This window comes from Deferrivibrio sp. (genome assembly GCF_055117995.1).
This window is the reverse complement of the sequence record NZ_JBSQOT010000070.1, coordinates 1-5,817: the sequence shown is the minus strand read 5'-3', so window position 1 is coordinate 5,817 and position 5,817 is coordinate 1. Positions and strand designations below refer to the sequence as shown.

The following is a 5,817-nucleotide window of genomic DNA, read 5'->3' as shown; positions in this document are numbered from 1 at the left end:
TGATGATGAGCAAATGAAATTCTATACATTACAGGGTCTCTCATGTTAAGGTTTGGTGAGCTCATATCAATTTTAGCCCTTAATACACATTCACCCTCTTTGAATTCACCGTTTTTCATTTTTTCAAAAAGTTCCAAATTTTCTTCCACACTTCTGTTTCTGTAGGGTGACTCTTTGCCTGGCTCAGTTAGTGTACCACGATATTGTCTTATTTCATCTGCACTTAAATGGCAAACGTAGGCTTTCCCTTTTTTAATCAACTGCACCGCATAATCATACATCTGCTGAAAATAGTCAGATGCATAAAGCTCTTTGCCACCATAGTCAAAGCCAAGCCATTTTATATCTTCAATAATAGATTTGACATACTCTTCACTCTCTTTCTCAGGGTTGGTATCATCAAATCTTAAGTTGCATCTTCCACCAAATTTTTCTGCCAAACCAAAATTAAGGCAAACAGATTTAACATGACCAATATGTAGATAGCCGTTTGGTTCAGGAGGGAATCTTGTTATTACTTTTCCGTTATTCTTATTATTTTTAATATCTTCAATGATTATATCTTCAATAAAATTGCTACCTTTTTCAGGTAATATGTTCGACATATTCACAACTCCGTATTTTAAGTTTAAGATTTGCAAAAATTAATACATTAATTTGTCATTTTTGCAATAAAAAGATTTGTTGTGGTTTTTCCGTATTTTTCATATTAAAGGGCTTTTGACTTTAATTTTAAATAAATTGAAATTACTATTTACTTTAGTGTAAACGAAAGACACTCTTTGCCGGAGCTTGAAAAGACTACCTGACTTGGTATTATTTTGCTTTTAAAACCATAGGCCTTACAACCGTAAGGCCTATTTTCATCCCATGTGATATAGAAAAATTTGCATTTGTAGCAATTTATCTTTTTAGACATTACTTAAACAAATCTGTGCTCAAATATCTTTCCCCTGTATCGCAGACTATAAATACAATATTGTCACCTTTTTTGGCAAGATTTTTTGCTACCCTTTTTGCAGCTTCAAAGTTAGCTCCGGATGATATTCCTGCCGCAATCCCCTCGCTAAATGCAAGCTCTTTGGCAGCTTCTATTGCAGCTTCATCTTCCATTGTGTAAACATGGTCGACTACACTAAGGTCAAGGTTTCTTGGTATAAAGCCTGCACCAATCCCCTGTATTTTGTGTGGAGACGGAGTAAAATCTTCTTTGTTTATGTACCTGGTTATAGCAGGGCTTTTTGCAGGTTCCACTGCAACACTTACCACGCTCTTAAAGCTGACTCTTTTAAGATATCTACTTGTTCCGGTGATTGTACCGCCTGTACCTACACCTGCCACAAAAAAGTCCACTTCCCCCTGCAGGTCCCTAAAAATTTCAGGCCCGGTGGTAGCCTCGTGAATTTTTGGATTTGCCGGATTGTCAAATTGTTGAGGCATAAAATATTTGTCTTTATTTTCATTTAACACTTCAAAAGCTTTGTCAATTGCTCCTTTCATCCCTTTCTCTGCAGGGGTAAGTATAAAATCTGCTCCGTAATACTTCATCATTGCACGCCTTTCAACACTCATTGATTCGGGCATGACAAGTGTCACTTTAAATCCAAGTGATGCCCCCATCATGGCAAGTGCAATACCGGTATTGCCACTTGTAGGCTCAATTATATTCATTCCCTCTTTTAATTTCCCTGTCATTATTGCATCATTGAGCATGCCGTAAGCTATTCTGTCTTTGACAGAAAACCCTGGATTTCTGCTTTCAAGTTTTGCATAAAAATTTACCCCAAGCTCATTTGAAATCTTTTCTAACCTGACAAGTGGGGTATTCCCCACTGTCTGGTACATTTTATTGTATATGTTTTTCATGTCAAACTCCTACATTTTATTTAATGCCTGGTTTATATCTTCAATGATATCTTCAGGCTCTTCTATCCCTACTGACAACCTTATAAAATCATCAGTTACACCGGCTTTTTCCCTGTCTTCCTTACTAAGCTGCTGATGGGTTGTGCTTGCCGGATGTATTACAAGGCTTCTTGCATCCCCAATATTGGCAACGTGAGAAATCATCTTAAGAGAATCTATAAATTTTATACCTGCATCATACCCCCCTTTAATACCAAACCCTATAATTGCGCCAAAACCTTTTTTCAGGTATTTAAGGGCATTTTTGTGGTCAGGGTGTGAGGGGAGTCCAGGATAATTTACCCATGAAACCTTTGGGTGATTCTCCAAAAATTTTGCCACTTCAAGGGCATTGTCGCAGTGTTTTTTCATTCTCAAAGTCAATGTTTCAAGCCCTTCGATTGCCATAAAAGAGTTGAAAGGGCTTATGCAAGCCCCAATATCTCTCAATAGTTGTAGTCTTACTTTTATGGCAAAACAAGCCCCCCTTAAAACTGCCCTGTCATGATTGCCGAAAGCATCCCAATACACAAGGCCATGATAAGATTCATCAGGTGTAACAAACTCAGGAAATTTACCACTGCTCCAGTCAAAGTCCCCTTTTTCAACGATAGCACCCCCCATGCTGGTGCCGTTGCCGGTTATAAACTTTGTGATAGAATAGACAACTATATCTGCGCCATAGTCAAAGGGGTTAAATATATATGGGGCAACTGTATTATCTACAATTAAAGGTATTTTTAGGTCATGGGCATATTTTGCAATTGTTTCAAAATCGTTTACATTGTTTTTGGGATTGCCTATGGTTTCGATATAAAATGCTTTTGTTTTTTCATCGGCTGCTTTTAAATAATTTTCAGGATTGCTTGAGTCAATTAACTTTACTTCCCTTCCAAGCTTTTTGAATGTATTTTTAAAAAGGTTGTATGTACCACCATAAAGGTTGGATGAGGACACAATATTGTCTCCTAAATCAGTAATGTTTAATATCGAATAAAACATTGCAGCATGTCCGCTTGATGTGGCTACTGCGGCAGTCCCTCCGTGAAGGGCCGCAAGTCTTTGTTCTAAAACATCTGTGGTGGGGTTCATAAGCCTTGTATAAATGTTACCAAATTCTTTCAGAGCAAAAAGATTGGCAGCATGCTCAGATGATTTGAACACATAAGAAGTTGTCTGGTAAATTGGCACAGCTCTTGCTCCCGTAGAATCAGGACTGTAGCCTGCGTGTAAAAGTTTGCTTGCAATGTTTTTCATGGATTCCTCCTGTTTATATTATGAAATCGTTTGTGTTGTTGCTTTGAATAATTTCAGCAAGTGTTTTTGCAGTAATTTTGCTTAAATAATCATTGATTATGTTGTTCAAATTTTCGAAAATTCCCTTGAATAGGCACAGGCTTTTGTTTTGAAGCGGCTCGCATTCAAATATCTTGTTTGATGATTCTGTTACCTTGATTATATCAAGCATGGTTATTGAATCAGCGGACTTTGATAGGTAAAATCCACCTTTTGCGCCTCTTTTGGAATTGATAATACCGTTTGTTTTCAGGTCGTTCAGGGTGATTTCCAGAAACCTTGGCGGTATTTCATATTTGTCAGAAATATCTGATGCTTTGATAGCATCATTACCTTGATTTGAGGCAAGCTCGCCAATTGCTATCATTGCGTAAACAGTCCTTACGTTAATGTTCATTTTTCCTCCTTGGCTGCTATGATATTGCAAAAAAAATAATTGTCAATATAAAAATCATATTATACATGATTTTTATGATTTTATTAAAACTTCATTGATGAAGGTAACAAGCTCCGATTTATTGACAGATATATCAAAATATTTTAATTCTTCATCACTTATATCGTTATTTGATCCTGAACAGATAATTGTTTTTATCTCTGGAAATTTATTTTTGAGATAGCGACCAAAGTCGGAACCTTTTTCATTTTTTAGATATTGGTCTATTATTGCATATTTTACTTTGTTGTTTTGTGCAATTACTTTTGCTTCTTCAATATTTTTTGCATAGTAAAACTTAAGACCTTTTTCTTTGCAAAAAATGCCCAAAATTTTTGAAAAAACTTCTTCGTCATCCAGTAAAAGTAAACTCACTTCTTTACTCCTTTGTAAAAATATCTATAATATAACATATTTTTTCGGAGGTTCAAATGAGGTTATTATATTTTTTGCTTTTTTTTACATTTCTTATGGGCAACAGTTATGCTTCTGATGTGGAAAGTCTTATAGATAAATTTGCCAAGATAAAGAGTTTAAAGGCAAACTTTTTTCAGGAAACGACAATAAAAGGTTTTGGCACAGATGGTTATACCGGGAAGATAAGGTTAATTGCAAAGGAGAAAATATTGTGGGATTATACTTCACCATATCCTCAATATTATCTTTTTACAAAGGATACAATGGAATATTATGACAGCTCAACAGAGCAGCTTATAAGACAAAAAGTTGCTTCAAGCGGAGCAAACAACATAGTGTTTCAGATATTGATTGACCTGAAAGAGGCTAAAAATACATTTAATTTTGAAATGGTAGAGCAAAATAAAATTAAGCTGATTCCCAAGACGGAAATAGGGCTGAAATTTTTGATAATTGAGTTTTCAGACATTTATATCAGCAAAATTTTTAGTGAAGACAATAATGGGAATGTAACTGAGATAACTCTTATGGACGTAAAAATTAATGAAAAGATTGATGACTCAGAGTTTAAAAAGGAAGTTCCATTGAATACTGAAATATTTAACTATTAATAATATGAATGAAGCCTATTTATTCTTCATTTCGGTTGCCATTTCATTTTTGATAGGTTTGGAACGACAATTCAGTATAAAAAGTGAGAACAACAGGGAGACAATTGCAGGTGTCAGGACATTTTCACTTGTTGGTATTTTTGCATATATTTCAGGTTTTTTAAGTATAAAATTTAGCTATTATTTTGGTGTGGCGGGGTTTATAGGAGCAATTGTTTTCGCTGTTCTTGGTTATATTCGTGATTTTAAGACTGACGAAAGGGGGCTAACCACTGAAGTGGCTTTTGTGGTTACTTTTTTGTCTTCGTATTTGATTGCATTGGGCGAAGTAAAATTGGGAATAGCTGCAGGGGTTGTTTTATTCGCATTTTTGTCCAACAAGTCTCTGATTCATAAATTTGTTTTCAATATGAAAAAGGAAGACTTTGTTGCAATTTTAAAATTTTTGGTTCTTGCTTCTATAATTTATCCTGTTGTGCCAGATAAATCATATTTTGGTATTGAGCTTCTTAATCCTTCAGATATTTTTAAAATAGTTATAGTTATCGCAGGAATTTCATTTTTGGGATATGCAGGGGTGAGAGTAGTAGGTGTTAAAAAAGGTATTTTAATCTCATCTGTGATTGGTGCATTTGTTTCTTCTACTGCTGTTACGATAAATCTTTCCAACCTTTACAGGCAGGATAAAAGGCTTAGAAATATACTCATTTTGTGTATACTGCTTGGATGCACAATTATGTTTATCAGGATAATGGTGCTTGTATGGATATTCAATTTTGGTTTATTTAAAGATATTTTTATTTATATTTCCCCCGGTATTATTTTGCTTGTAATTTTATCGACGATATTTTTCAAAAATGGCTATGACATTAAAGGTGAAAACGTAAAGATAGATAATCCTGTAAATATTTTTTCTGCCTTGAAATTTGCCTTTTTGTTGGGGGTTATAATTATTCTTGCAGATTTTATGGGCAAAAAATTTGGTAATAAAGGGATTGTTTTGTTGTCTGTGTTTTCAGGGATAAGTGATGTGGATGCAATAACTGTGATGCTTTCAAAAATGGCAACAGAAAATATACAAAACGAAGTGTATATACTTGGCATTGTTGTCGCTGCAGTGGTAAACAATCTGGTAAAAGGTGGCTTAAGTAT

7 protein-coding genes are annotated in these 5,817 nt (G+C 34.8%); 2 read left to right on the top strand and 5 right to left on the bottom strand.

Annotation, left to right across the window (positions count from 1 at the left end; translation table 11 throughout):
- The 5 genes from ACTCAF_RS10820 to ACTCAF_RS10800 form a co-directional block, all read right to left on the bottom strand.
- Window positions 1–605, bottom strand: a 605-nt coding sequence (locus ACTCAF_RS10820; RefSeq protein WP_463063291.1) for a glutamate--tRNA ligase family protein, incomplete at its 3' end; no start/stop codon positions are given.
- A 313-nt stretch (window positions 606–918) separates the two neighbouring features.
- Window positions 919–1,866: a cysteine synthase A gene (gene cysK / locus ACTCAF_RS10815; protein ID WP_463063290.1), complete on the bottom strand. Its 948-nt coding sequence runs from the start codon at window positions 1,864–1,866 to the stop codon at window positions 919–921.
- Between the two features lie 9 nt (window positions 1,867–1,875).
- Window positions 1,876–3,162 carry an O-acetylhomoserine aminocarboxypropyltransferase/cysteine synthase family protein gene (locus ACTCAF_RS10810; RefSeq protein WP_463063289.1) on the bottom strand — a complete coding sequence of 429 codons (1,287 nt, stop codon included), beginning with the start codon at window positions 3,160–3,162 and terminating at the stop codon, window positions 1,876–1,878.
- Window positions 3,163–3,175: 13 nt separating this feature from the next.
- Window positions 3,176–3,598, bottom strand: coding sequence for an RrF2 family transcriptional regulator (locus ACTCAF_RS10805; RefSeq protein ID WP_463063288.1), 423 nt, complete (start codon window positions 3,596–3,598; stop codon window positions 3,176–3,178).
- 72 nt (window positions 3,599–3,670) lie between these two features.
- Window positions 3,671–4,012, bottom strand: coding sequence for a response regulator (locus tag ACTCAF_RS10800; protein WP_463063287.1), 342 nt, complete (start codon window positions 4,010–4,012; stop codon window positions 3,671–3,673).
- 56 nt (window positions 4,013–4,068) lie between these two features.
- Here ACTCAF_RS10800 and ACTCAF_RS10795 point away from each other — a divergent pair, with 56 nt between their 5' ends.
- Window positions 4,069–4,665 (top strand): LolA family protein, encoded by a 597-nt coding sequence (locus tag ACTCAF_RS10795; RefSeq protein WP_463063286.1) that lies wholly within the window; start codon window positions 4,069–4,071, stop codon window positions 4,663–4,665.
- Between the two features lie 4 nt (window positions 4,666–4,669).
- The coding region (locus ACTCAF_RS10790) for an MgtC/SapB family protein (protein WP_463063285.1) at window positions 4,670–5,817 on the top strand (1,148 nt) is incomplete at its 3' end.

What these genes read in the sequence shown, in the direction of transcription:
- cysK (WP_463063290.1), bottom strand. Translation starts at nt 1,866, where the DNA reads ATGAAAAACATATACAATAAAATGTACCAGACAGTGGGGAATACCCCA.
- ACTCAF_RS10810 (WP_463063289.1), bottom strand. Translation starts at nt 3,162, where the DNA reads ATGAAAAACATTGCAAGCAAACTTTTACACGCAGGCTACAGTCCTGAT.
- ACTCAF_RS10805 (WP_463063288.1), bottom strand. Translation starts at nt 3,598, where the DNA reads ATGAACATTAACGTAAGGACTGTTTACGCAATGATAGCAATTGGCGAG.
- ACTCAF_RS10795 (WP_463063286.1), top strand. Translation starts at nt 4,069, where the DNA reads ATGAGGTTATTATATTTTTTGCTTTTTTTTACATTTCTTATGGGCAAC.